The organism is Bradyrhizobium sp. LTSP885 (assembly GCF_000938305.1).
Classification (GTDB): Bacteria; Pseudomonadota; Alphaproteobacteria; order Rhizobiales; family Xanthobacteraceae; genus Bradyrhizobium.
Genome location: NZ_JYMT01000038.1, coordinates 1 through 25,225, shown reverse-complemented (window position 1 = coordinate 25,225; position 25,225 = coordinate 1). Strand labels below are relative to the sequence as shown.

General features: G+C 64.7%; 19 protein-coding genes. 10 read left to right on the top strand and 9 right to left on the bottom strand.

The window, feature by feature from the left end; genetic code table 11:
- Positions 1–15 precede the first annotated feature (15 nt).
- Positions 16–855 carry a caspase family protein gene (locus UP09_RS24025; protein WP_044540782.1) on the bottom strand — a complete coding sequence of 280 codons (840 nt, stop codon included), beginning with the start codon at positions 853–855 and terminating at the stop codon, positions 16–18.
- Positions 856–1,232: 377 nt separating this feature from the next.
- Here UP09_RS24025 and UP09_RS24020 point away from each other — a divergent pair, with 377 nt between their 5' ends.
- From UP09_RS24020 to UP09_RS23985, 8 genes are all read left to right on the top strand, one after another.
- Positions 1,233–2,960: a hypothetical protein gene (locus UP09_RS24020; protein WP_044540781.1), complete on the top strand. Its 1,728-nt coding sequence runs from the start codon at positions 1,233–1,235 to the stop codon at positions 2,958–2,960.
- Positions 2,961–3,179: 219 nt separating this feature from the next.
- On the top strand, positions 3,180–3,905 hold the full coding sequence (locus UP09_RS24015; RefSeq protein ID WP_044540780.1) for a thermonuclease family protein: 726 nt from the start codon (positions 3,180–3,182) through the stop codon (positions 3,903–3,905).
- A 336-nt stretch (positions 3,906–4,241) separates the two neighbouring features.
- Complete coding sequence (locus UP09_RS24010) at positions 4,242–4,991, top strand: LssY C-terminal domain-containing protein (RefSeq protein WP_502689078.1); 750 nt, start codon at positions 4,242–4,244, stop codon at positions 4,989–4,991.
- 131 nt (positions 4,992–5,122) lie between these two features.
- On the top strand, positions 5,123–6,307 hold the full coding sequence (locus UP09_RS24005; RefSeq protein ID WP_044540778.1) for a pyridoxal-phosphate-dependent aminotransferase family protein: 1,185 nt from the start codon (positions 5,123–5,125) through the stop codon (positions 6,305–6,307).
- A gap of 290 nt (positions 6,308–6,597) precedes the next feature.
- A complete protein-coding gene (locus tag UP09_RS24000) occupies positions 6,598–7,650 on the top strand; it encodes an ABC transporter ATP-binding protein (protein ID WP_245302204.1) in 1,053 nt (350 codons plus the stop codon).
- Positions 7,651–7,670: 20 nt separating this feature from the next.
- Positions 7,671–8,735: an ABC transporter substrate-binding protein gene (locus UP09_RS23995; protein ID WP_044540776.1), complete on the top strand. Its 1,065-nt coding sequence runs from the start codon at positions 7,671–7,673 to the stop codon at positions 8,733–8,735.
- A 145-nt stretch (positions 8,736–8,880) separates the two neighbouring features.
- Positions 8,881–10,602 (top strand): ABC transporter permease, encoded by a 1,722-nt coding sequence (locus UP09_RS23990; RefSeq protein ID WP_044540775.1) that lies wholly within the window; start codon positions 8,881–8,883, stop codon positions 10,600–10,602.
- Positions 10,603–10,826: 224 nt separating this feature from the next.
- Positions 10,827–12,944 carry a S9 family peptidase gene (locus UP09_RS23985; RefSeq protein ID WP_044540774.1) on the top strand — a complete coding sequence of 706 codons (2,118 nt, stop codon included), beginning with the start codon at positions 10,827–10,829 and terminating at the stop codon, positions 12,942–12,944.
- A 175-nt stretch (positions 12,945–13,119) separates the two neighbouring features.
- Here UP09_RS23985 and UP09_RS23980 read toward each other — a convergent pair whose 3' ends face one another.
- Positions 13,120–13,839 carry a ribonuclease activity regulator RraA gene (locus tag UP09_RS23980; protein WP_044540773.1) on the bottom strand — a complete coding sequence of 240 codons (720 nt, stop codon included), beginning with the start codon at positions 13,837–13,839 and terminating at the stop codon, positions 13,120–13,122.
- A 101-nt stretch (positions 13,840–13,940) separates the two neighbouring features.
- A complete protein-coding gene (gene araD / locus UP09_RS23975) occupies positions 13,941–15,683 on the bottom strand; it encodes an L-arabinonate dehydratase (RefSeq protein ID WP_044540772.1) in 1,743 nt (580 codons plus the stop codon).
- 219 nt (positions 15,684–15,902) lie between these two features.
- Between araD and UP09_RS23970 the strand changes: the two genes are divergently transcribed.
- The gene (locus tag UP09_RS23970; protein ID WP_044540771.1) at positions 15,903–19,034 is read left to right on the top strand and encodes a PAS domain S-box protein; all 3,132 of its coding nucleotides are present in this window, start codon (positions 15,903–15,905) and stop codon (positions 19,032–19,034) included.
- Positions 19,035–19,105: 71 nt separating this feature from the next.
- On the opposite strand, the gene UP09_RS23965 is transcribed toward UP09_RS23970, so the two are convergent.
- Positions 19,106–19,741 carry a response regulator transcription factor gene (locus UP09_RS23965; RefSeq protein WP_044540770.1) on the bottom strand — a complete coding sequence of 212 codons (636 nt, stop codon included), beginning with the start codon at positions 19,739–19,741 and terminating at the stop codon, positions 19,106–19,108.
- Positions 19,742–19,897: 156 nt separating this feature from the next.
- Between UP09_RS23965 and UP09_RS23960 the strand changes: the two genes are divergently transcribed.
- A complete protein-coding gene (locus UP09_RS23960; RefSeq protein ID WP_044540769.1) occupies positions 19,898–20,203 on the top strand; it encodes a hypothetical protein in 306 nt (101 codons plus the stop codon).
- A gap of 184 nt (positions 20,204–20,387) precedes the next feature.
- Here the strand turns inward: UP09_RS23960 and UP09_RS23955 are convergent, their stop codons facing one another.
- The 5 genes from UP09_RS23955 to UP09_RS23935 form a co-directional block, all read right to left on the bottom strand.
- The gene (locus tag UP09_RS23955; protein ID WP_044540768.1) at positions 20,388–20,708 is read right to left on the bottom strand and encodes a hypothetical protein; all 321 of its coding nucleotides are present in this window, start codon (positions 20,706–20,708) and stop codon (positions 20,388–20,390) included.
- Positions 20,709–20,711: 3 nt separating this feature from the next.
- Positions 20,712–21,581: a CheR family methyltransferase gene (locus UP09_RS23950; RefSeq protein WP_044540767.1), complete on the bottom strand. Its 870-nt coding sequence runs from the start codon at positions 21,579–21,581 to the stop codon at positions 20,712–20,714.
- A 45-nt stretch (positions 21,582–21,626) separates the two neighbouring features.
- Positions 21,627–22,016: a response regulator gene (locus tag UP09_RS23945; protein WP_044540766.1), complete on the bottom strand. Its 390-nt coding sequence runs from the start codon at positions 22,014–22,016 to the stop codon at positions 21,627–21,629.
- Between the two features lie 28 nt (positions 22,017–22,044).
- The gene (locus UP09_RS23940; protein ID WP_044541170.1) at positions 22,045–22,518 is read right to left on the bottom strand and encodes a chemotaxis protein CheW; all 474 of its coding nucleotides are present in this window, start codon (positions 22,516–22,518) and stop codon (positions 22,045–22,047) included.
- A 12-nt stretch (positions 22,519–22,530) separates the two neighbouring features.
- The coding region (locus UP09_RS23935; protein ID WP_044540271.1) for a hybrid sensor histidine kinase/response regulator at positions 22,531–25,225 on the bottom strand (2,695 nt) is incomplete at its 5' end.

The following is a 25,225-nucleotide window of genomic DNA, read 5'->3' as shown; positions in this document are numbered from 1 at the left end:
CAAGCCGAGAAAGCCTTAACCGCCGAGCTTGACGTCTTCCAGCAGCGACGACGACACTGCGGGCACCTGCTCGCCTTCTGAGGCGCGGGAGATCGCGACGCGGGTCTTGTTGAAGGCGGTTTCGGCGCCGGCCTGGGCGCTGAGGTTGTTGAGCAGCTCCGACACCAGCACGCTGTTCGGCGACGAAGAGTCGTCGACAACCTTGCCCGGCGTCGCCGAGGTCAGCACCAGGGTGTTTTCCGGCGGGCTGATCGGGGCCAGCCCATGGGAGAACGAGCGGAAGCGGCGCTCATAGGGGTTGCGCCTGGAGGCGTCGAGCACGACGAGTTTGGCCTTCGCGCCCTGCTCCTTCATCGCATCGAGCACAGCATCGACGCTGACGCCGGAGCGCTTGACGTCGGCTTCCTTCCAGATCGCGGCGTCGACCGGGATCATGTAGCTCTCACGGCCGACCTGCACGCCGTAGCCGCCGAAGAACAGCATCACGACCGTATCAGGGCGGATCTTGGCCTTCATCCGCTCGACCGCGCGGACCATGTCGTCCCGCGTCGCGTCCTCGACGACGTCGACGTCAAAGCCGTTGTGGCGCAGCGTGGCCGACAGGTTGCGGGCGTCGTTGATCGGCTGCGCCAGCGGCGCTGAGGCGTCCGGGTAATGGCCGTTGCCGATGATCAGCGCGAGGCGGGGCGCGCCCGCACCAATCGAGCCGGTCTGTTCGGTGGCGACAGCCTTGGCGGCATCGAGCGAGCGCTTGTTGAGCGCGGCATGGGCGCCGATCGCCAGCGACACCGTGCCGGTCAATGCGACCGCTACGGCAATCGTGCGGCGGGATATGCGAAGCTGCCTAAGGTCCATAATTATCCTGGTCCCAATTTTTATCCCCGGAGCGATCAATCACGTCGCGCCAGTTAGTCGCGTCAGACTAGCTCGGGGTTTATGGGGTTGAGTTGGTGTGTGCCGGTGAATTGATCTCAATTTGCGGCGCTGCAACAAAGAACCATTAACCCGGCCGGACGGCTGGGGCAACCCGGTTTGGCGCATGCTGCCGCCCGGCAGAGACACTTGACTGGGTTAACATCCTGTTATGTGACTTCGGTCACATTTGTATTTCCTACCGATTTATGTAGCTTTCCAAAGGCTTGCGGGATTTGGGGTGGGCGCCGGGAAACACCGTCGGGGCGGCGGCGTTAACCGGTTCCGTTAGAAAGAGATTCTCCTTCAGGAAGGGATTTATGGGCTTTCACGAGATCGCAGGCGCGCTGTGCCGGTCGCTGACCGCCAAAAAGGACGGCCCGTCGCTGTACGACGTCTGCGATCCCGTGCTGCTCGGCACTCACGGCGGCGACGCCCATCTCGGAAAATTCTACCGGACCGCGCTCGGCAATCCGGCGCTGCGGCCGCTGCTCCGCCGCACCGGCCTGCCAGCGCTAAAGGATCCCGCACGGCTCGCCGCGCTGCGCGCGGCGCTGGTCGCCGCCCGCGACGAGGCGACGCCGGACTGGGCCGCGATCGGTGCCCCCGTCGCCGAACTGATGGACGATCTCGACATCAGCCACCCGGCCCCGCCGGCGGTAGCAGCACCGGCGCGTGCCCCCGCGATGGCCGAGATCGACAAGGTGATCCGCACCACCGGCGCACATCTGCTGCGCTCGTTCGGCAAAAACGGCTTCATCCCGACCTATGCCGCCTTCAATCTGCTCGGCGATGCCGACATGGGCGGCCGCGAGATGCTGATGGCGCTCACCGGCCTGAACGCGCGCGGCTACAAGAACTCGACGCTGTTGTTCAGCCTGGCCCGCGTCTTCATCGCGCATTCGCCGGCGCGCGCGCTGATCAACCCGCCGTGGCGCGGGATCGCCGAGCCGATGTGGGAGCCGGTGCAGATCCGCCATCGCTCGGCCTATTACGACGCGTTCTTCACCGAGGCCCTGCTCGGCTTCGTCGAGACCGGACTTGCGTCCTCCGATCAGGCAACCGTGGCGCGGCGGGCGATCTCAGAAATGGTGGCGTTCTGCCTCAAGACCAGCGCCGAAGAGGTGCCGTCGCATGACGGCTCGACGGTGAAGGTGATCACCGCGCTGGCGCCGGGGCGCCATCCGCGCTTCTCGCGGTTCTTCGCCCAGATCAAGCAGGACCTCGGCTTCGGCATCTACGTGCCCGACTGCGACACCACGGCGTGCGCGTTCTCCGCCGCGACACAGGCCGGATCCGACGATCCGATCCTCGAGCAGCCGTTGCTGGACTTCTACCGCGGCTATCAGGTGCGCTCGGGCGCCAACGAGCCGGTTGTCACCGTGCCGCTCAACGATCACATCGACTATGAGGGCGGCGTCGTCACCTGGATCGACAATCTCAACGGCGACCGGCCCTATGGCAACGACCTCGATCCGACGCTGAACCTCGACATCCTCGAGGTCTCGTTCCGCAACCTCGCCCGCTGGAAGGTGATCGAGACGCCGCAGCGGCTGGAGACCGTGCATCGCATCATCGCCTTCCAGAAGAATCTGGTCGAAAGCGGCGCATTCAAGAATCCGCGCTCGCATATCTATTATCTGCCCGAGCTCTATTCGGCCTATTTCGGCCGCTGCTATGCGGCGTTTGTCGCGTTGCCGCTGGCGGCGCAGCGCGTCATCGATCCCGAGAACGTCTTCGCGCTGATCAGAGCGCGCGTGCTCGGCTATGTCACAGGCGAGCTGATCGCCCACGAGATGAACGCCTTCGACGCCGCGTTGGCGCTGATGGCGCTGGCGCATCTCGGCGCGGAGGTCTCGACCTTCACGCCGGCGCTGCACTGCATCGTCCAGAGCCTCAGTGAGGGCGGCCGCCACGGTCCCTACAAGGCCTATGAGTGGAACAAGATGAAGACCCCGACGCGCATTCTGGTCGGCGGGCCGGAGGTCACGTCGGCGTTCGTGCTGATGGGTTTGGCGTTGGCGAGGAAGCGAATGGCGACTTCGTAGCCCGGATGGAGCGCAGCGAAATCCGGGATTCTCGCTCGTGGGCACGCTCGTCCCGGATTACGCTGCGCTCCATCCGGGCTACAAGCCGGGGGATGACGCGAAGTTGAGGCCATCTTCCGCCAGCCGCCACTGGAACCGCTGCCCAATTGCCCGCACAATCCGTGGGCATTGATATTGGGCACTGATATCTGACCGCTTCAACCCGCGCCGGGATCGCCGATGCTCAAGACGCTGCTCACCGCTGGTCTCCTGTTGTCGCAGCCCGCGCTGGCGCTGGCCGCCGACATTACCGGCGTGCCGAAGATCCGCGACGGCGACCAGGTCGTGATCGGCTCGACCCGCATCCGGCTCGGCGGCATCGACGCGCCGTCGACCGACCAGCTCTGCCTCAACACCAAGGGCGAGCGCTGGACTTGCGGCGTTGTCGCGCGCGACGAACTGGTCAAGCACGCCGGCAACAAGAGCTGGACCTGCCACGCCCGCTCGGTCGATCGCCGCGGCCGCACCATTGCGCGCTGCGAGGTCGACGGCGAGGACATCCAGAAATGGATGGTGACCAACGGCTGGGCGCTGGCTTACACCCGCGTCTCGCACGACTACGACGCCGACGAGAAAGTGGCGCGCGAGGCAAAGGCCGGGATGTGGCAGGGCGCGTTCATCGCGCCGTGGGACTGGCGCGTGCGCAACAAGAAGACGACGGTGCTGGGCGCGGTGCAGCCGGGCGAGAACGCCCACGCGATCCTGCAGGCCTCGGCGTCCGGCCCGGTCGCGCCGTCGCCCGACTGCACCATCAAGGGCAACGTCAACCGCTCCGGCGAATGCATCTATCACCAGCCGACCAGCCGCTGGTACGCCAAGATCGAGATGAAGATCTCCAAGGGCACGCGCTGGTTCTGCTCGGTCGAGGAGGCCGAAGCCGCCGGCTGCCGCGAGACGCGGCGGTAGGGGTGTGCGCGAGATTGCTTCCGCATCACGGATGCGCCCGCTCTCCCGCTTTCTTATCCTCCCCTGGAGGGGGAGGATCGGTTTGCATGAAGCGCAGCGCAATGCAAACCGAGGTGGGGTGATCTCTCCGCGCAGACACTGTTCGACTGGAGAGACCGTCACCCCACCCCGCCTCTCATTTCGCTGCGCTTCATGCGAGGCGACCCTCCCCCTCCAGGGGAGGGTGAATGCAGCACTTGCGGGCGTACTCTCGTGACCGACGTCCCGATCAATCCGCGGATAGCGCGCCGGCGCGACCGCATCAGGCGCGCCGAGTTGTTGCTGCTGCTGGTGCTGATGTCGTATCTGCTCGCCGCCTATCTGGTGCTGCCGGCGGTCTGGAAGCATTACGAGCACCAGAAGGGCCTCGCTGAGCTACCGATGGTGACGCGCACCGCGGCAGGCATTCCCGGCGATCCCATGAATATCGGCCTGATCGGCGACGCCAAGGATGTGATCTGCGCGATGCACGAGGCCGGCTGGTATCCGGCCGATCCGATCACGCTGAGATCCTCGATCGCGATCGTCGGCAGCGTGCTGCTGGATCGTCCCTACAGGGACGCGCCGGTCAGCAACCTGTTCTATCTCGGCCGCCATGAGGATCTCGCCTTCGAGAAGCCCGTCGGATCGAGCGCCGATCGCCGCAACCATGTGCGCTATTGGAAGGTGCTCGATTCCGGCGAGGAGAAGCGGCCGGTGTGGCTCGGCGCCGCAACGCTCGACCGCAGCGTCGGCATCAGCCACTACACCGGCGCCGTGACCCATCACATCGCCGCCGATCTCGACACCGAGCGCGCGCTGCTCGCCGGCGATCTGGAATCGGCCGGCATGGTCACCGCGAAATATCAGGTGACCGGCGTCGGCCCGACGCTGGCCGGGCGCAATGGCGGCGGCGATCCCTACTTCACCGACGGTGAAATCTGGGTGCTGCGGCTGGTCGAGGCCTGCAACAAGCATGACGGCGCGGTCGAGCAGATCGCAAGCCCGGCGGCGACCGAATTCAAGGACCAGGTGTGGCGCTCGGTCGTCGAGGCGATCGGCAAATAAGGGGCCGCGCCCTGCGTTTTTGAGGCTCTGGATTGCTTCACACCGCTCGCAATCGCAGCCCTTTTCGCCTATCTTCCGGCCTTGACCCCTCACACGCTTGATTCCACGTTTTACCCATAAGGAACAAGAAGATGACCGTTCGCGCGGGCCGGGAATTTCTGGCCATCCCCGGACCCACCACGATGCCTGATCAGGTGTTGCAGGCGATGCATCGCCCGGCGCTCGACATCTATTCCAGCGAGATGTTCGAATTGACCGACAGCCTGCTGCGCGATCTGTCAAAACTGTTCGCCACCCAGGGCAAATCCTACATCTACATCGCCAACGGCCACGGCGCCTGGGAGGCGACGCTGTCCAACGTGCTGTCGCGCGGCGACAAGGTGCTGGTGCTGGAAAGCGGTCGCTTTGCGATGGGCTGGGGCCAGGCCGCCGCCGCGATGGGCGCCGAGGTCGAGATCTTGAAGGGCGACTGGCGCCGCGCCATCCGACCGGCCGAAGTCGAGGAGCGGCTGCGGCGCGACAAGGAACATACGATCAAGGCGATCCTCGCGGTGCAGGTCGACACCGCCTCGGGCGTCTATAACGACGTCGAGGCGATCGGCAAGGCGATCAAGGCCGCGGGCCATCCCGCGCTGTTCATGGTCGACACTGTGGCCTCGCTCGGCTGCACGCAATTCGAGATGGACAAATGGTACATCGACGTCGCGATGTCGGGCTCGCAGAAGGGCCTGATGACGCCGCCCGGCCTCGGCTTCGTCGCCGCCAATGACCGCGCCTGGGACGCCCACAAGAAGGCCAATCTGCGCACGCCCTATTGGGACTGGACCGAACGCGAGGGCTCAGAGCACTATCGCAAATACGCCGGCACCGCGCCGGTGCATCTGCTGTTCGCGCTGCGCGAGGCCATCAACATGATCCAGGCCGAAGGTCTGGAGAATGCATTCGAGCGTCACCGGCTGCTCGGTGAAGCGGTGCGCCGCGCCGTCGCGGTCTGGGCCGAGGGCCAGGTGCTCGGCTTCAACATCGCTGAACCGACCGAGCGCTCCAACACGGTGACGACCGTCACCGTGAAGGGCGCCGACCCCGCCGCGATCCAGCACTATGCCAAGGAGAAATGCGGCGTCGTGCTCGGCACCGGCATCGGCGATCTGCAGGGCCAGGCCTTCCGCATCGCGCATATGGGCCACGTCAACGCGCCGATGGTGCTCGGCACGCTCGGCGTCATCGAAGTCGCGCTCAACGCGCTGAAGATTCCGCACGGCAAGGGCGGCACCGACGCCGCGGTGCAGTGGCTGGGCGAGAGCGTGAAGGCGTAGTTAAAGTCGTAGACCCGTCATTGCGAGCCAACGGGTCGCGCGAATGCGCGCCCGATGACAGGCCCCGCGAAGCAATCCATGCCACCGCATATGCGGAGCGATGGATTGCTTCGTCGCTTCGCTCCTCGCAATGACGGCGCCACATTCAGGATGACGGAACGGTAAGTCGACCACTACTTATTGACAGAGCGCGAACACTTTCCGCCGCAGCCAATTTCAGCTTTACTGCCGGCAACGGCCGGGCACTGATCCCTGCAACATTACGTCATGGAGGGGATCGCTTGGCGTCGGTGGAATTGCGCGGCCTGGTCAAACGATTTGGATCGTTTGTTGCGGTCGATGATGTCTCTCTCACCATCGATCATGGGCAGCTGGTCTGCCTGCTCGGGCCGTCCGGCTGCGGCAAGACCACGACGCTGCGGCTGATCGCGGGCTTCCTCGAGCCCACCGGCGGCGAGATCCGCGTCGGCGAGCGGCTGGTCTCCTCGAAAGCGCGCACGCTGCCGCCCGAACAGCGCAACATGTCGATGATCTTCCAGAGCTACGCGCTGTGGCCGCATATGACGGTGGCCGAGAACATCGTCTACGGCCTGCGCTTGCGCAAAATGGATCGTGACACCATCGCGAAGAAGCTCGCTGCGATCCTGGCGACAACAAAACTTGAAGCTCTCGCACAGCGCTATCCCGGCGAGCTCTCCGGCGGCCAGCAGCAGCGCGTGGCGCTGGCGCGGGCGCTGATCATTGGGCCCGAGACGTTGCTGCTCGACGAGCCGCTGTCCAATCTCGACGCGAATTTGCGCGAGGAGATGCGCTTCGAGATCCGACGGCTGCACGACGAATATCGCTACACCACGGTTTATGTCACCCACGACCAGTCGGAGGCGATGACCACCGCCGACCTCATCGCTGTCATGAATGCCGGCAAAATCGACCAGCTCGGCACGCCAGAGGACATCTACGCGCGGCCGGAATCCGAGTTTGTCGCGCGCTTCATCGGCGCGGCCAATGTCATCAAGGGCACCGCGCGCGACGAAAACCACGTCACGTTTGCCGGTGCGACGCTGCAGGTGGTCGGCGCCAAGCTCACGGCCGGCGCGACCGCACCGGTCGCGATCCGCCAGCATGAGATCCAGCTCTCGACGCGAGAGCCCTCTTCGCAGCAGAACACGCTGAAGGCCATTGTGACGCGGCAAGTCTATCTCGGCATGTTCAGAGATTACATGGTGGAGACGCAGGACGGCACCTCATTGCGCCTGACCACGCCGACGGAGACCGCGGTCGACAAGGGCAGCGAGGTCTGGCTGACCTTGCCGCCCGAGTGCTGCCGGGCGCTCGGCCGATAACAGAAGATAAGAGGGACGCGATGCGGAGACGGTTTTCCAGACGCGACGTCCTCAAAGGCTCTGCTACGCTTGCGCTCGGCACCGTGTTCGCATCTCCGCTGCGCGCCGCAGCGCCCGAACCGACCGCGATCACGGCCGACCTTGTCGCCGCCGCAAAAAAGGAAGACACCGTCGTCTTCTATTCGTCGATGGACCTGCCGGTCGGAGAGAAGCTCGGCAAGGCGTTTGAAGAGGCCTACCCCGGGATCTCGGTCCAGATCGAGCGCGCCGGCTCGGAGCGGCTGTTCCAGCGTGTCGCCCAGGAATACGAGTCCAACATCCACGCCGCTGACGTCGTCAACAGCGCCGACGCTTCGCACTTTATTCCATGGAAAAAGAGCGGCTGGCTGATGCCGTTCGTGCCCGAGGACGTCGCGAAATATTTTCCGGACAATTACCGCGAGCCCGACGGCATGGCCGTCACCACGCGGTTGTGGCTGTCGTCGATCGCCTACAACACCAATCTGGTGAAGGCGGACGACGCGCCGAAGAGCTTTGCCGACCTGCTCGACCCGAAATGGGCCGGCAAAATGGTGAAGGGCCATCCGGCCCATAGCGGCACGATCATGACCACGACCTTCCAGCTCGTCCGCGAGCTCGGCTGGCCCTATCTGGAGAAACTGTCAAAACAGCGCGTGATGCAGGTGCAGTCATCGACCGATCCACCGAAGAAGCTGTCGCTCGGCGAGCGCGCGGTGATGGCCGACGGCAATGAATACGGCATCGTGCTGCTGAAGGAAGCCGGACAGCCGGTCGAGCCGGTCTATCCGACCGAGGGCACGCCGACGATCTCGGGGCCGACAGGGATATTTGCCGGTGCGCCGCATCCTAACGCGGCAAAACTGTTCCAGGCCTGGCTGCACACCCGCGAGACCCAGCAATTCTTCGTCGACTTCACGGGGCAGTATTCGTTGCACGCCCAGGTGCAGCCGAAAGCCGGGCGGCGCAAGCTTTCCGACATCAAGCTGATGAAGGAGGATCCGGCCGGTGTGGAAGCGATGACGGAAGAAATCAAGACGCGCTATGCGCGGCTGTTTCGGGTTTAGTGATGGGCAACTGCATTCACCATCGTCATTCCGGGGCGCCGCGAAGCGGCGAGCCCGGAATCCATCAGTCCGCTTGGGTTGGCGGTGAAATGGATTCCGGGCTCGCGCTGCGCGCGCCCCGGAATGACGGGGAAAGAGTTTTTGCATGACAACCCTCAATCCTTCCACCTCCCCCGCCCGCAAACCCCGCATCGACTGGACGCGTCCCGTGCTGTGGCTGTTCGCCGCCATTCTCGTGCTGCTGATCCTGCTGCCGCTGTCATGGCTCGCGGTGTACGCCTTCACCGACAAGAACCGGCATCCGACGCTGCAAAACTTCGTCACCCTGTTCAGCAACCCCGATTTCCTCGATCCGCTGCTGACAACGGCCATCATCGCCATCACCTCAGCCGTGATCTGCTGTGTCGTCGCCGCCCCACTCAGCTGGCTGGTGTCGCGCACAGACATGCCGGGGCGGCAGACCATCCGCGCGCTGGTGACGGCGTCGTTCGTGACGCCGCCATTCCTCGGCGCGGTCGCGTGGGAACTGCTGGCGGCGCCGAACTCGGGACTGTTGAACCAGCTCTACCGGCTGTTCGCAGGCGAGGATGCGGACGCGCTGTTCAACATCTATTCGCTGACCGGGATCATCTTCGTAATCTCCTGCTACACCTTTCCGTTCGTGTTCGTGCTGGTGGCCAATGCGCTCGACACCATGCCGGGCGAACTCGAGGATGCGTCGGCGATCCTCGGCGGCAACGCCTGGACCACGGCGCGGCGGATCACGATTCCGCTGGCGCTGCCAGCGCTGGTCGCGGGCGCGCTGATTGCGTTCCTGCAGGCGATGACGCTGTTCGGCTCGCCGGCAATCCTGGCACTGCCGGCCGGCTTCCACACCATGACGACCAAGATCTGGAGCCTGTTCCAGTATCCGCCGAAACTGGAATTGGCGGCCGCCGCGGCCGTGCCGCTGCTCCTGCTCACCATCCTGCTGCTGCAAGGACAAAAATTCCTGCTCGGCCGGCGCGGCTATTCCGTGATCGGCGGCAAATACGGCGCGCCGCGCCGCGTGGAGTTGAAGCGATGGCGTTGGGCGGCGCTCGGCTTCTGCCTGCTGGTGCTGCTCAATCCCGTGTTCCTGCCCTATTTCGCGCTGCTCAACGCGGCGTTTTCGCCGAACGCGACCACACTGGTGACGCCATCGACCCTGACGCTGCACAACATCGTCTTCGTGTTCACCGAGCTGTCGTCGACCCAGCTCGCGCTGAAGAACACCGTGATTCTCGGCGCATCAACCGCGACGATCGGCACACTTCTCGCGCTCGTGATCGCCTATGTCACGACGCGGAAGGTGATCGCGGGCCATCGCATTCTTGGCTTCCTCGCCACTGCGCCGGTCGCGGTTCCCGGCATCGTGCTCGGCGTCGGGCTGTTCCTGAGCTACACGCGGCCGCCCTTTGTGCTCTACGGCACGCTGTGGATCCTGCTGCTCGCCTTCCTCACCATCAATCTGCCGTCGGCCTATCAGCAATTGCAGGCCGCATTCACGACCATCCATCCCGAGCTCGAGGAAGCAAGCCGCATCCTCGGCGCAACGCGGCTGCAGGCGCTGCGCCAGATCACCGCGCCCCTGTTGCGGACCGGCGTGATCGCGACCTGGTGCTTCATCTTCATCGGCGTGATGCGCGAGCTCTCGGCGGCGATCGTGCTGTTCACCTCGCAAACCAAGGTGCTGTCGGTCCTGATCTACGACCTCAACGAAGGCGGCGACCTCGCCGCGATCGCGGTGCTCGGCATCGCAATGCTGGTGATCACCTTCGCCGTCGTCATGGCGGTGAACCAGATTCCGATGTCCGGCAGTGCGAGCGCGAAGTTGCGGAATGGGTAGGCGACGCTCCATCCCCGTCATTGCGAGGAGCTCGCGACAAAATTGCAAAGCAATTTTGCGCTGAAGCGACGAAGCAATCCATCTATCCTCCTTGGGAAAGATGGATTGCTTCGCTCCGCTCGCAATGACGGGGATGGTATGGAGTTCCCAACAAGCACCGTCCCGTCTGGCAATCGCCACATTCGTCCCGATATAAGGCGGTATCCCTGCACAATGAGGCCCGTGTGACCAAATTCGCCAGCAAGACCCCCGTCCATGCCGCGCCCGTCGCACCGCGCCGGCCGCATGCCTTCACCACCCATGGCATCACGGTGACGGATGATTATGCGTGGATCAAGGATCCGAAGTGGCAGGAGGTGCTGCGCGATCCCGCGATCCTCGAACCTGATATCCGCACCTATCTGGAAGCCGAGAACGGCTACACCGAGAGCCTGCTCGGCCACACCGGAAAGCTGCAGAAGCAGCTTGTCAGGGAAATGCGCGGGCGGATCAAGGAGGACGATTCCAGCGTACCGTCCCCGGACGGCCCGTACGCTTATTTCCGGAAATTCCGCGAGGGCGGCCAGCACGAACAGTTCGGTCGCATGCCGCGCGACGGCGGCGATGCGCATGTGGTGCTCGATGGCGACGCGCTGGCGGAGCATCACGACTATTTCAAGTTCGGCGGCAGCCGACATTCCAACGATCACCGGCTGCACGCCTGGAGCGCCGACACCAAGGGTTCGGAGTATTTTTCGATCCGCGTGCGCGACTGGGCTTCCGGTGCCGATCTCGATGACGTCGTCGAGGAGACCGATGGCGGCGTGGTCTGGGCCGCGGATTCCAACAGCTTCTTCTACGTCAAGCTCGACGACAATCACCGCCCGATGCAGGTCTGGCGGCACCGGCTCGGCACCGCGCAGGCCGACGACATCCTGATCTATGAGGAGCAGGATCCCGGCTGGTTCACCCATTTGCACGAAAGCTCGAGCGGCCGCTTCTGCGTGATCGCGGGTGGCGATCACGAGACCTCGGAGCAACGCCTGATCGATCTCGCCGATCCCGACGCGCCGCCGCGCCTGGTCGCGGCGCGCGAGGAGGGCGTGCAGTACTCGATCGCCGATCGCGGCGACGCGCTGTTCATCCTCACCAATGCCGATGATGCGATCGACTTCAAGGTGATGACCGCGCCGCTCGGCTCTCCCGAGCGCGCCAACTGGCGCCACCTGATCCCGTATCGCGAAGGCATCTATGTGCTCGATGTCGAGCTCTATGCCAACCACATGGTGCGGCTGGAACGATCAAATGCGCTGCCCGCGATCATCATTCGCGACCTTACTTCGGGTGAAGAGCATCCGATCGCCTTCGACGAAGCGGCCTATTCGCTCGACACGATGGGCAGCTACGAGTTCGAGACCACCAATCTGCGCTTCTCCTATTCGTCGATGACGACGCCGTCGGAAGTCTACGACTACGACATGGCGACGCGGGCGCGAACCTTGTGTAAGCAGCAGGAGATTCCGTCCGGCCACAACCCGGTGGACTATGTCACCACGCGTATCATGGCAACCTCGCATGACGGCGCGCAGGTGCCGGTCTCGATCCTGCATCGCAAGGACTTTGCCCGCGACGGCAAGGCGCCGCTGCTGCTCTATGGCTACGGCTCCTATGGCATGGCGATGCCGGCCTCGTTCAACACCAACCGGTTGTCGCTGGTGGACCGCGGCTTCGTCTATGCGATCGCGCATATCCGCGGCGGCGCCGACAAGGGCTGGGGCTGGTATCTCGACGGCAAGCGCGAGAAGAAGACCAACACGTTCGACGATTTCGCCGCCGCCGGACGCGCGCTGATCGAGGCGAATTACACCGGTGAAAAGCGCATCGTCGGCCATGGCGGCTCGGCCGGCGGCATGCTGATGGGCGCGGTCGCCAATCGCGCCGGCGAGTTGTTCGGCGGCATCGTCGCCGAAGTGCCGTTCGTCGACGTGCTCAACACCATGCTCGACGACACGCTGCCGCTGACGCCGCCGGAATGGCCGGAATGGGGCAACCCGATCGAGAGCGAAAAGGATTTCCGCACCATCCTGTCCTATTCGCCCTACGACAATGTCGCGGCCAAGGACTATCCGCCGATCCTGGCGATGGGCGGGCTCACTGATCCCCGGGTGACTTACTGGGAGCCGGCGAAATGGATCGCCCGGCTGCGCGCCACCATGTCGGGCGGCGGCCCGGTGCTGCTGCGCACCAACATGGGCGCCGGCCACGGCGGCGCCTCCGGCCGCTTCAACCGGCTCGACGAGGTCGCGATCGTCTACGCGTTCGCGCTGTGGGCGGTGGGGATGGCTGAGAGGGCCGAGGTGTAGGTTCTCCCTCGCCCCGCTCTTGCGGGGTCGAGACGAGCGTAGCTCGCTCATAGAGGGTTGGGGTGAGGGGCTGCTTCCGCGGGCTGTGAACGTGGTGAGACCTGTACCCCCTCACCCGGATCGCATCTCACGATGCGATCCGACCTCTCCCCGCAAGCGGGGCGAGGTTAAGAGGTCACCGCCCCTTCGCCTTCCGCCAGGTCGCAAAATCCTTCGACGTCTGTTCGTCCGTCGCCGGATAGAGGCCCAGAATGCTGCGGCCCGCATGGACCTGCTCGGTTACGAAATCCTCGAATGCGGTCATCTCGAAGGTCTCATTGGCGATCTCGTCGGCGAGATGGGCGGGGATCACGATGACGCCGTCGCTATCGCCGAGGATGACGTCGCCGGGAAACACCGGCGCATCGCCGCAGCCGATCGGGACGTTGATCTCGATCGCCTGGTGCAAGGTCAGATTGGTCGGCGCGCTCGGCCGGTGATGGAACGCGGGGAAGCCGAGCTTTGCGATCTCGGCCGCGTCGCGGAAACCACCATCGGTGACGACGCCGGCACAGCCGCGCTTCATCAGCCGCGTCACCAGGATCGCACCGGCGGACGCGGCGCGCGCGTCCTTGCGGCTGTCCATGACAAGCACCGCACCCGGCGGGCACTCCTCGATCGCCTTGCGCTGCGGATGCGCGCGGTCGCGGAACACCTCGATCGTGTTGAGGTCCTCGCGCGCCGGCATGTAGCGCAGCGTGAAGGCCTCGCCGACCAGCGTCGGCTGATCCGGACTGAGCGGGTGGACATCCTGGATGGTCTGGATACGCAAGCCGCGCTTGAACAGCGCGGTGGCGACCGTCGCCGTGGAGACGGATTTCAGTCTGTTGCGGGTGGTGTCGCTGAGTTTTGACATGGTGGTTCGTCCCGATTGTTCGTCATTCCGGGATGGTCCGAAGGACCAGACCCGGAATCTCGAGGTTCCGGGTTCGCTTCGCGCCCCGGAACGACAGATGATTAGTAAATCACCGGCTCGCCGACCGGCTTGCCGAAACCGGTCTCGAGGAAATCGAAATCGCAGCCCTCATTGGCCTGCTTGATGTGCTTTGAGAACATCCAGCCATAGCCGCGTTCGAAGCGGCGTTCGGGCGGTTGCCATTCGGCGCGGCGTTTTGCCAGCTCCGCCTCGGATACATCGAGATTGATGGTGCGCGCGTTGACATCGAGCGTGATCATGTCGCCGTTCTTCACCAGCGCCAGCGGGCCGCCGATATAGGATTCCGGCGAGACATGCAGGATACAGGCGCCGTAAGAAGTGCCGCTCATCCGCGCGTCCGACAGCCGCACCATGTCGCGCACGCCCTGCTTCACCAGCTTGGTCGGGATCGGCAGCATGCCCCATTCCGGCATGCCCGGCCCGCCTTGCGGGCCGGCATTGCGCAGGATCAGGACGTGATCGGCCGTGACATCGAGATCGGGATCGTCGACCGCCTTCTTCATCGACGGATAATCGTCGAACACCAGCGCCGGCCCGCTATGCCTGAGGAAGCGCGGATCGCATGCGGACGGCTTGATCACGCAGCCGTCGGGCGCGAGGTTGCCCTTCAGCACCGCGAGCGCGCCCTCCTGATAGATCGGATTGGCGACGGTGCGAATGACGTCGTCATTGTGAACCTCGGCGCCTTCGATGTTCTCGCCGAGCGTCTTGCCCGTGACCGTCATGCAATCCAGATGCAGATGCTGCTTGATGCGGGTCATCAGGCCCGGCAGCCCGCCGGCGTAGAAGAAGTCCTCCATCAGATAGAGGTCGCCGCTCGGCCGCACATTGGCGATCACGGGCACCTTGCGGCTCGCAGTCTCGAAATCGTCGAGCGAGATGTCCTGCCCGGCGCGGCGTGCCTGCGCGATCAGATGGATGATGGCGTTGGTCGAGCAGCCCATCGCCATCGCGACCGTGATCGCGTTCTCGAACGCTTTCCGGCTCTGGATCTTCTGCGGGGTCAAATCCTCCCAGACCATTTCGACAATGCGACGGCCGGCTTCCGAGCTCATGCGGATGTGGTTGGCGTCGGCCGCAGGGATCGACGAAGCGCCCGGCAGCGTCATGCCGATCGCTTCCGCGATCGCGGTCATGGTCGAGGCCGTGCCCATCGTCATGCAGGTGCCATAGCTGCGGGCGATACCGGCCTCCATGTCGACCCAGTCCTTGTCGGAGATCTTCCCCGCTCGCCGCTCGTCCCAGTATTTCCAGGCGTCCGAGCCCGACCCAAGCGTGCGTCCCTTCCAGTTGCCGCGCAGCATCGGGCCCGCCGGCAGATAGATCGCGGGCAGGTTCATGCTGGTGGCGCCCAGCAGCAGCCCCGGCGTGGTCTTGTCGCAGCCGCCCATCAGCACCACACCGTCGACCGGATGGCCGCGCAGCAGCTCCTCGGCGTCCATCGCCAGCATGTTGCGATAGAGCATGGTGGTCGGCTTCAGCAGCGATTCCGACAGCGACAGTGCCGGAAGCTCCATCGGGAACCCGCCGGCCATCAGCACGCCACGCTTGACGTCATCGACACGGCTTTTGAAGTGCATGTGACAGGGCTGCGCGTCCGACCAGGTGTTGATGATCGCGATCACCGGGCGGTCCCGCCACTCCTCCGGCGCATAGCCCATCTGCATCGCGCGCGAGCGGTGGCCGAAGGCGCGCAAATCGTCGGGCGCGAACCAGCGTGCGCTGCGCAATTGATCCGGGGTCTTGGTCATCTGGGTCGTCATGGGGGCCCCATGTCTATCAAATTGTCTGCGGAATTTGTCTATCGAACTTGTCTGCCGAATTTGCTTGCATACGCTCCGGTTTCCGTCTTCGGAAGGAGCTCATGCTCGTCGCCGCGCATATACTCGAAATTGCACGCGTCGTCCCGGTTGGTCGACCTGACAAGGGATTCCGGCCCGGATGTTTCTGAACATGGCAGTCATGCACGGTAGACCGCACCGATGACGCTGACGACCAGGCTTGCCATCGCGATGATTGCGCTGGTCGCGATCGCGGTTTCCGCGGTCGGATGGCTGAGCTATCGCAGTCTCGAACAAGCCTTGGCCCCGCGCATGCTCGACCGGATCGAGGCGCAATCGCGGTTCGCCGTCTCGGCCCTCGAGGCTCGCGCCCGCAACACTCCCGGCGACGTCACGACCTTCCAGGTGCTTCCCGCGGTCGACGGGTTGATGCGTGCACGGCTCAATGGCGGGATCGACCCGGTCGACGGCACCACGGAGGCGATCTGGCGCCAGCGGCTGGAGAGCCAGCTCGTCGCGCAGATGACGCTCAAGCCCGCTCATTCGCTGCGCTTTATCGGCATTGCCGACAATCATCGCGAACTCGTGCGGGTCGACCGCTCCGGCCCCGGCGGCGCGGTGCGGATCGGAACCGAGGCGGAGCTGAAGCAGGTCGGCGACGCCGCCTATTTCCGCGACACGATCGATCTTCCCGCCGGCGGCATCTACGTCTCGCCGATCGGCCTGAACGAGGAGAACGGCGTCGTCGAGACCCCGCATGTCGCGACCATGGCGATCGCCAAGCCGGTCAGGACACCCGACGGCAAGCCGTTCGGGATCGTCATCATCGATGCCGACATGCGGCCGACGCTCGAAAGCATCCGTGCCTCGGTGCGGCCTGGCGAGTTCGTCTATGTGGTCGACGCCAAGGGCAATTATCTCGTCCACCCCGACCGCTCGCGCGAATTCGGCGCGCAGCAGGGACGGCCGACGAACTGGCAGCGCGACCTGCCAGATCTGTCAGCGGCGCTCGGCACCACGCAAAGCATCGCGACCATGACCAGCGATCCGGACGGACGACAGTCCGGGGTTGCGCTCGCGCCGGCGTTGCTGGCCGGACGTCAATGGGTCGCGGTGATCGAGGCCGCCCCGAACAGCGTGTTCATGGCGCCCGCGACCGCGATCCGCAACAGCTCGATCCTGGTCGGCCTGTTTGCGGTACTCGGCGCGGGAGCCCTGGCCTGGCTGGTGGCGCGATCGCTGACCCGGCCGATCACGCGATTGACCGCCGCCGTGGAGCGCGTGACCGAGCAGGGAACGGCCGCCATTCCGGTCAATGCCGGCGGCGAGACCGGCGTGCTGGCGCGCGCTTTCGTCCGTGTGATCGACGAGGCCAACGCCAAGACGGTGGCGCTTGAATGCGAGGCAGCCGAGCATCGCCGCACCGAGGCGGCGCGCGACCACCATGCCGAGCGCGAGCGCCTGTTCGCGGCAGCCGTGGAATCCTCCAACGACGCCATCATCACGGAATCGCTGGACGGCACCATCACCGGCTGGAATCCGGCCGCCGAGCGGCTGTTCGGCTACAGCGAGGCGGAGGCCGTCGGTCAGCACATCGCCCTGCTCGTGCCGCCGAACCGGCGCGCCGAGATCGACGACATCATGCGCCGCATCGGCTCAGGCGAGCGGATCGAGCGGAACGAAACCGTGCTGATGCGCAAGGACGGCTCGCCGGTCGACGCCACGCTCAGCGTCGCGCCGATCAAGGGATTGTCGGGCGCCATCATCGGCATCTCCTTCGTCGGCCGCGACATGACCGAGAGCCGCAAGGCGCAGGAAACCTTGCGCGAAAGCGCGCAACTGGCGCGCGGCATCATCGACGGCGCACTCGATGCCTTCGTGCAGATCGGTCAGAACGGCGTCATCCGCGACTGGAACACGCAGGCCGAGACGATTTTCGGCTGGACGCGCGAGGAGGCGCTCGGCCGCAACGTGTTTGATTTGATGGGCCGGCCGGGCGGACCGCTGAGGACGGCGCTCGCCGGGTTCCTGGGCTCCGGCGGCGAGCTGGTTCGCCAGCCCCGACGCGAGGTGCAGATCCGGCGGCGCGACGGCACCGAATTCACCGCCGAACTCAGCGTCGCGGCGCTGAAGACCAGCGACGGCTTCGTGTTCAACGGCTTCATCCGCGACCTCACCGACAGAATAGCCACCGAGGACCGGATCCGGCAGTCGGAAAAAATGGAAGCCGTCGGCCAGCTCACCGGCGGCATCGCCCATGACTTCAACAATATCCTCACCGTCATCACCGGGACGATCGAGATCCTGACCGACGCCGTGAAGCAGGAGCCGCAGCTCGCGGCGATCGCGCGGATGATCGACGAGGCCGCAACACGCGGCGCCGACCTCACCCAGCAACTGCTGGCGTTCGCCCGCAAGCAGCCGCTCGAACCGCGCGAGATCGACGTCAACGCGCTGATCGTCGACACCACGAATCTGCTGCGGCGAACGCTCGGCGAGCAGGTCGACATCCGCTCCGCATTCGAGGACGAAACCTGCCTGGCGGTGGTCGACCCCAACCGGCTCGCCAATGCCCTGCTCAATCTCGCTCTCAATGCTCGCGACGCCATGCCGCAAGGCGGCAGGCTCACAATCGAGACGGCGTCGGTCGTTCTCGACGAGAGCTATGGCGGACCGCACGACGACGTGCCGCCCGGTCCCTATGCCATGATCGCGGTGAGCGACACTGGGGTCGGAATTGCGGCCGAGCTGCTCGACAAGGTATTCGATCCGTTCTTCACCTCGAAGGGACCCGGCAAGGGAACCGGGCTCGGCCTGAGCATGGTCTACGGCTTCGTCAAGCAGTCCGCCGGGCACATCAAGATCTACAGCGAGCAGGGCCACGGCACCACGATCAGGATGTATCTTCCGCCGGCCTCCGGCGCGGCGCTGGTGGCGGACGCCGCGGCGGCGCCGGACCTCGAAGGCGGCCACGAGACGATCCTGGTGGTCGAGGACGACAAGCTGGTCCGCGACTACGTGCTCGCGCAATTGCACGGGCTCGGCTACGTCACGCTGGAGGCCGCGAATGCAACAGAGGCGCTCGCGATCATCGAGGCTGGCACGCCGTTCGATCTTCTGTTCACCGACGTGATCATGCCCGGGCTCAATGGCCGCCAGCTCGCCGAGCGGGTTTTCAGGATGAAGCCCGACCTGAAGGTGCTGTTCACCTCGGGCTATACCGAGGATGCGATCATTCATCACGGCCGGCTGGACGAGGGCGTGCTGCTGCTGCCCAAGCCCTATCGCAAATCGGAGCTGGCGGCGATGATCCGCAAGGCGCTCGCGGATTAGAGAATGATCCGGAAAAGTGTGGACCGGCTATCCCTCGCGATAAAGGCGAAGCGTTCGCGCGGTGAAGAGGATCAGGTGTGGCGCTGTGCGGTCATCACGATGCGGACGAGATCGGCGGCGTTGCGCGCCCCGAGCTTCTTCATGATGTTGGCGCGGTGATCCTCGATGGTGCGCGGGCTGATGCCGAGCTGACGCCCCGCCTCCTTGTTGGAGGCGCCGGCGGTGAATTGCTCGAGCACCTCGCGCTCGCGACGCGTCAGCGGCTCGCGTCCCGGAAAGTGCAGCGAGGCGATGCGCGACGCCGAGGCCTCGGCCTGGCGTCTGGTGTAGGCGTCGATCGCTTCGTTCAGCCGGCTGACGATCTCGCTGCCGCGGAAGGGCTTTTCGATGAAGTCCAGCGCACCGTTCTTGATCGCGCTGACCGCCATCGCGATATCGCCCTGACCGGAGATCATGAAGATCGGCGCTGGATAGTCTTCGCCGTGCAGTTCCTTCAGGATATCGAGACCGGATTTACCGGGGATGTGCACGTCGAGCAGGATGCAGGCCGGTGTTCTGCTTCGCGCGACCGAAAGCAGCGCGGCGCCGTCCGCGAAACAAATCACCTTGTAGCCGGCCGTCGACAGCACCATGGACAGCGTATCGCGAACGGCGGGATCGTCGTCCACCACGAAAATCTCCCCGCGGGGAGAATCATTCTCAGCCATGTGCATCGTCCATCAGTGGTGAAGCGTGACGCCTCATTGCACAACAAAAAACTTCTCGACCAAATTGATCAATGGACCCGTATTTGTACGGGACGTCAGCTTAACGCACAAGTAGCACCGCATTCCCTAAAAGTGGAGGGCAGTGGAGAAACATGCATGGCAAGTGCAGCAGCCGACAATTTCGTGGCGCGCCCAGATGAAGGCAATGATCCCTACAACCTGATCGTGACCGACCTGGTCGCATTGATCGGGCATATCCAGGCGAGCCTGCGGCTGATCGAGTCCGCGATCGAGCGCGAAGCGCTGCTCGCCGAGCATGACCCCGCCAGCAACATCTTCGTGCTGGACGACATCACGCCGCGCTACATCGGGGCGTCAACCGCCTTGAAGGCCTGTGACAGCGGCCTCAGCATCGCGCTTCGGCTGCTCGATTCCACGGCCCCGGCACGCATCCTGAACTGATCCACAAAGACTGGGGACCACCCCGTCCGACGCCGATCGGCTTCACGCTGATGGCGCCCCGATGACGCCCAACACGCGGGGCGGCGATCCGTTCCTGCTATATTCCGGATGACAGCGGACCGATCCCGGCGTGACAGCGCCAGGGAAAACGCCAAGACACGGCCGATCGGAGCAAGCCGCCCGGTCAGGCCCCGATCCGCTCCGCTTCGGCGGAGGCCGATCGCTTCCTGCCCGGCTTGCCCTTGAGAAAGCTGATGTCCATTTCGGTGCCGTTGACGCGAACCAGTTCGCAACGGCGATAGGCGAGGCCGGTCGACGACAGCAGGAGGAAGAACTCCTTCAGATTGAGCCCCTGAATGGAACCTTCCACCGTGAGGGTCGCGTCGTTGTCAGAGATCGCTTTGAGCACGCAATCCCGCCGCCAGGTGCCGTCGATGGCCATCATGCAGACATCGTAGCCCCGGCTGAACGTCACGCGTTCGACGACTTTGCCGTCTTCCGTCATCGCTCAACGTCCCGCAGCCGCGGCGGCAACCCTGGGCATGACGGCTCCGGCCGCAGCAGCCCGTGCAGCGTTCGGCCGGTACAGGCCGCGCCGCTCGGGGACCGGCTTGAAGGTGTCAGTCAGACCGACCACCGTTTCAGCAGCGCCCAACACCAGGAAGCCGTCGGCTTCGACCAATCTGGCAAGGCGGTTGAAGATGTTGATCTTGGTGTCCTGGTCGAAATAGATCAGCACGTTACGACAGAAGATGATGTCAAAGGCGCCAAGCTGCGAGAAATCGTGCAGCAGGTTGAGCTGGCGGTGCTGCACCATGGCCCGCAACTCGGGATTGACCTGCCAGAATTCACCCGACTGCTTGAAATACTTGACCAGCATCTGGATCGGCAATCCGCGCTGCACCTCGAACTGGCTGTAGATGCCGGCCTTGGATTTCTCCAGCACCTCCTGCGACAGGTCGGTGGCGACGATCTCGACCCGCCAGCCCGCAAGCGCCGTACTCATCTCCTTCAGGCACATCGCGAGCGAATAGGGCTCCTGGCCGGTCGAACCGGCGGCGCACCAGATCCGGACGCTCCTGCGCGCGGCGCGAGCCTTCAGGATTTCCGGCATCATCGTGTCGCGGAAGTGATCGAACGGCACCTTGTCGCGGAAGAAGAAGGTCTCGTTGGTGGTCATGGCTTCGACCACCTGGGCGATGTGCGAGGACGAACCGCCCCTCACCTTCGTCACCAGGTCGGGAATGCCGGAAAGGCCGCATTTGCGCGCCAGCGGAAGCAGGCGGCTCTCGATCAGATACTGCTTGTCCGCAGACAGATCGAGACCGGAATGGTCCTTCAGGAGCTTACGCAGATACTCGTAGTCTGGGGGCGTCACGGGAGCCTCGCAAGGGCAAGAGAAGGGCAAAAGAAAGGGTTCGCTTCAAGCTTCAGTCGGCACGTCGAGTGCAAGCAAACCGACTTCCTGGAACTTCGCGGCCACGATGTCCTTGTCGAACGGCTTCATGATATATTCGTTCGCGCCGGCATTCAGCGCGCGAGAGATGTGGTCGATGCCGTTCTCGGTGGTGCAGAACACCACTTTCGGTACATCGCCGCCGGGCATGCGGCGCAGTTCGATGAGGAATTCGAAGCCGTCCATCACGGGCATGTTCCAGTCGAGCAGCACCGCATCGGGCATCGCGACCTTGCAGGCCTCGACTGCCTTTGCGCCGTCCTCGGCCTCGATGACTGTGAAAGCCAGTCCCTCAAGGATGCGGCGGGCGATCTTCCGCACCACACTGGAATCATCGACAACAAGACATGTCTTCATATGTTAGCCTCCTTGTTGAAGCTGCCGTCTATGCTGCAGCAGCTGTTTTGGGCATCAATTCGAGTACGCGATCGACGTCGAGGACGACCATGAGCTGGCCATCGAGGCGGTGGACCCCGCCGGCGAGCTTGGCCATGCGGGGATCGAGGTTGACGGGGTTTTCCTCGCAGCCGTCGTCGGGCAGCCGCAGCACCTCGCCGATCTGGTCGATCAGGAGGCCATAGGATTCCCCGCGCAGGTCGACACCGACCGCCATCGGCGGCTTGCCGTCATCGGCCTTCGGCAGCCCCAGGCGAGCGCGCATGTCGACCACGGTGACGATGCGGCCGCGCAGATTGAGCACACCGGCGATCTCCGCTGACGACAGCGGCACCCGCGTCAGCCGCTCCGGCATGAACACGTCCTGCACCCGCGAGATCGGCAGCCCGAACAGCTGCCCGCCGATCACGGCGGTGACGTATTCGACCATGGCGCCTTCGCTTGTCTCGGTCTTGCTGGTCATCATGACAGTTCCTTAAGCCGCCCGGCGCAGTTCGGCGGTCTGTTCCTTCAGCGCCGCGATCAGGCCGGGACGGTCGAACTTGGCGACATAATCGTGGAAGCCGGCCTGCCGGCCGCGCTCGATCGCCGCCGGCGACACCATCGCCGACAGTGCGATGATCGGCAGCCCGGTCAGATTGTTGTCGGAACGAATGCTCTCGGCGAACTCGAAGCCGTTCATCTCGGGCATCTCGATGTCGGTCAGCACGACGTCGAAGGCCTGCCCCGAACGCAACACGGCAAGCCCCTCCTGCGCGTTCGGCGCGGTCCGCACCTTGTAACCGGCAGCCTTCAGCACCGGCGCCAGCATGTTGCGGAAGAAGGCACTGTCATCGACCAGCAGCACGGATTGCGAGCTTGCCGAGGGGCGCATCTCCTTGCGCGAGAACCAGTCGGCAAACGCCATCGGCAGGAAGTGGCCGACGTCGATCACCTCGGTGGCCTGGCCCTTGATCACGGCCGAGCCGAGGATGCCCTCCTGCGAGCCGGCGACCTCGATGTTGAGCCGCTCCTCGACGATGTCGATGATCTCGTCGACCACCAGCCCCATCGAGCGGCCGTCGTCGGCGAACACCAGGATCGGCTGGGCGCCTTGCGTCTGCACATTGACGCCGGCCATCTGCACCAGCGGCATCAGCTGCTCGCGGTACTGCACCATGTAGCGGCCGTTCGAGAGCTCGATCTTGTCGGTTGCGATCTCCTCCAGCCGGGTGACGAGGCCGAGCGGCACCGCCTTGGGCTGGCTGGAGCCGGCACGGAACACCAGCAGCGAGGTCAGTTGCTCGCCGGACGAGGCATGGGCCGAAGCACTGTCGTCGGCCATGTCATGGGCCGAGGAGCCGGAGGCGCCGAGCGCCTTGGCGATGCCGTTGGGGTCGATGATCATGATCACGGCGCCATCGCCCAGGATGGTGTTGCCGGAGAACATGTCGATGTGGCGCAGCTTCGTGGACATCGGCTTGACCACGATCTCCTCGGTGTGGAACACGCCGTCGACCACGATGCCAAAGGTCTGGCTGCCGACCTGCGTCACCACGATGAAGCCGTTCTCGGGATCGGAGGTCGCGCCGTCGTCGATCTTCAAGAGCTTCTTGAGGTGGATCAGCGGCAACAGCTTGTTGCGCAGCCGCAGGACCGCCGTGTCCTTGATCCGCTCGATGCGGTGCTCGGAGTTGGCCCGCGCCCGCACCAGCTCGACCACGGCCAATTGGGGGATCGCAAAGCGATCACCGCCGGCTTCCACGATCAGGGCCGAGACGATCGCCAGCGTCAGCGGGATCTTGATGGTGACGGAGGCGCCCTCGCCGGCCACGCTCTTGATGTCGATGGTGCCGCCGATCTGGTCGATATTGGTGCGCACCACGTCCATGCCGACGCCGCGGCCGGAGACCGAGGTGATGGCGGCTGCGGTCGAGAAGCCCGGCGCGAAGATGAACTTGTGGATCTGCGCTTCGGTCATCTTGTCCAGTTCAGCCTCGGTGACGAGACCGTTCTGGACTGCCTTGGCCTTGATCCGCTCGGTGTTGAGCCCGCGGCCATTGTCGGCGATGCAGATGATGATGTGGCCGCCCTCGTGATAGGCAGAGAGCCTGATGGTGCCCTGCTCGCCCTTGCCGGCGGCGACCCGCTCGGCCGTGGTCTCCAGGCCATGGTCGGCGGAGTTGCGCACCATGTGCGTCAACGGATCCTTGATCAGGTCGAGCACCTGGCGGTCGAGCTCGGTGTCGGCGCCGTGCATCTCCAGCTCGATCTGCTTGCCGAGTTCGCCGGAGAGATCGCGGACGATGCGGGGCAGCTTCTGCCAGGCGTTACCAATCGGCTGCATCCGCGTCTTCATGACGCCCTCCTGCAGCTCGGCGGTGACGTTCGACAGCCGCTGCAGCGGCACCTTGAACTCGGTGTCCTCGTTGCGCCTTGATATCTCCAGCAGCTGGTTGCGGGTCAGGACCAGCTCGGAGACCATGGTCATGAGGTGCTCGAGGGTGTCGACGTTGACCCGGATCGACTGGTTGGCGATCTTGTCGCCTTCCGGGACGTCGCCCTCGGCGGCAGCCGCCTTGCGGGCCGGCTTCTTCGCGACCTCGGCGGGCTCCGCTGCGGCAACCGCAGCAACCACGGGCGCTGCGGGTTTGGCAACAGGCGCGGGCGCGACCACTTCGGGCGCGGTCTCGCGGAAGGCGCGTTCGAGTTCGTCGAGCGAGACCTCGCCGGGGCGCAACGGGCGCTCCAGGGTCTGCACCACCAGCGTGCCTTCGGGCATCGCCGGTTGCACCGGAGGTGCGGCGACAACAGGAGTTTCTTCAGCAGCTGCAGCAGCAGCCATAGCGGCCATGCCGCGCTCAACCATGGCTTCCAATTGATCGATCAGATCGCGGTCGTCGCCTTCAGGCTCGGCCTCGGTGGCCTCGAGCCCTGCCAAAATCTCCTTGATGCGGTCGATCGAGGACAGGATCAGCGTCACGGCCTCAGCCTTGACCGGCATGCCGTCGCGGAATTTGCCCATCAGGGTCTCGCCGGCATGCGCCAGCGCTTCCAGCCGCGGCAGGCCGAGGAAGCCGCAGGTCCCCTTGATGGTGTGGACCAGGCGGAAGATATTATCGAGAATCTTCGCGTTGTTGGGGTCCTGCTCGAACCGAACCAACTGGTTGTCGACCGTGTCGAGGCTCTCG

Excerpts from the sequence above, each read along its gene's own strand:
- UP09_RS24025 (WP_044540782.1), bottom strand. The coding sequence starts at position 855 with ATGGACCTTAGGCAGCTTCGCATATCCCGCCGCACGATTGCCGTAGCG.
- UP09_RS24020 (WP_044540781.1), top strand. The coding sequence starts at position 1,233 with ATGGGCTTTCACGAGATCGCAGGCGCGCTGTGCCGGTCGCTGACCGCC.
- UP09_RS24015 (WP_044540780.1), top strand. The coding sequence starts at position 3,180 with ATGCTCAAGACGCTGCTCACCGCTGGTCTCCTGTTGTCGCAGCCCGCG.
- UP09_RS24010 (WP_502689078.1), top strand. The coding sequence starts at position 4,242 with ATGTCGTATCTGCTCGCCGCCTATCTGGTGCTGCCGGCGGTCTGGAAG.
- UP09_RS24005 (WP_044540778.1), top strand. The coding sequence starts at position 5,123 with ATGACCGTTCGCGCGGGCCGGGAATTTCTGGCCATCCCCGGACCCACC.
- UP09_RS23995 (WP_044540776.1), top strand. The coding sequence starts at position 7,671 with ATGCGGAGACGGTTTTCCAGACGCGACGTCCTCAAAGGCTCTGCTACG.
- UP09_RS23990 (WP_044540775.1), top strand. The coding sequence starts at position 8,881 with ATGACAACCCTCAATCCTTCCACCTCCCCCGCCCGCAAACCCCGCATC.
- UP09_RS23980 (WP_044540773.1), bottom strand. The coding sequence starts at position 13,839 with ATGTCAAAACTCAGCGACACCACCCGCAACAGACTGAAATCCGTCTCC.
- araD (WP_044540772.1), bottom strand. The coding sequence starts at position 15,683 with ATGACGACCCAGATGACCAAGACCCCGGATCAATTGCGCAGCGCACGC.
- UP09_RS23970 (WP_044540771.1), top strand. The coding sequence starts at position 15,903 with ATGACGCTGACGACCAGGCTTGCCATCGCGATGATTGCGCTGGTCGCG.
- UP09_RS23965 (WP_044540770.1), bottom strand. The coding sequence starts at position 19,741 with ATGGCTGAGAATGATTCTCCCCGCGGGGAGATTTTCGTGGTGGACGAC.
- UP09_RS23960 (WP_044540769.1), top strand. The coding sequence starts at position 19,898 with ATGGCAAGTGCAGCAGCCGACAATTTCGTGGCGCGCCCAGATGAAGGC.
- UP09_RS23955 (WP_044540768.1), bottom strand. The coding sequence starts at position 20,708 with ATGACGGAAGACGGCAAAGTCGTCGAACGCGTGACGTTCAGCCGGGGC.
- UP09_RS23945 (WP_044540766.1), bottom strand. The coding sequence starts at position 22,016 with ATGAAGACATGTCTTGTTGTCGATGATTCCAGTGTGGTGCGGAAGATC.
- UP09_RS23940 (WP_044541170.1), bottom strand. The coding sequence starts at position 22,518 with ATGACCAGCAAGACCGAGACAAGCGAAGGCGCCATGGTCGAATACGTC.